This is a genomic window from Dellaglioa sp. CoH-57-MRSF-16, assembly GCF_056782055.1.
In genome coordinates, this window is record NZ_JBXAXZ010000101.1 from 1 (window position 1) to 359 (window position 359).

Consider the following 359-nt stretch of genomic DNA (forward strand, 5'->3'; position numbering starts at 1 on the left):
GCACTGCACTGATTTCGCGCAGCCGATCAGTGATCGGCTGTCCCTTGCTGTCCGCGTAAAACTCTTCGAACAGCTCGATCACGTCGTTCACGGCATGCGCCAACTCCGCGACCTCCCGCAGCCTTTGGTTCGCCTGATTGAGGCGCTCGTATGCTTGCTTCAGGCACCTGTCACGGAACAGGATGCCACCGACCGCCATTTCCAGACGCTCTTCCACCGTGTATAGCGGGTTTTCCCAGAGTTCGTTCATCGCACGGACTTCCCACGATAGGAACCGTCGTCGATGTCATGGAACCGACGCGGCTGCGGTTTATCAAACCAGCCATCGAGATAAGCGAAACTGGCAATAATGCAAATCG

The 359-nt window shown here is 56.5% G+C and carries 1 protein-coding gene; it reads right to left on the reverse strand.

The window, feature by feature from the left end; genetic code table 11:
* Nucleotides 1-250 (reverse strand): hypothetical protein (locus AC1RPH_RS08050; RefSeq protein WP_481762065.1); only part of this gene is annotated, 250 nt, incomplete at its 3' end.
* Between the last annotated feature and the right edge of the window lie 109 nt (nt 251-359).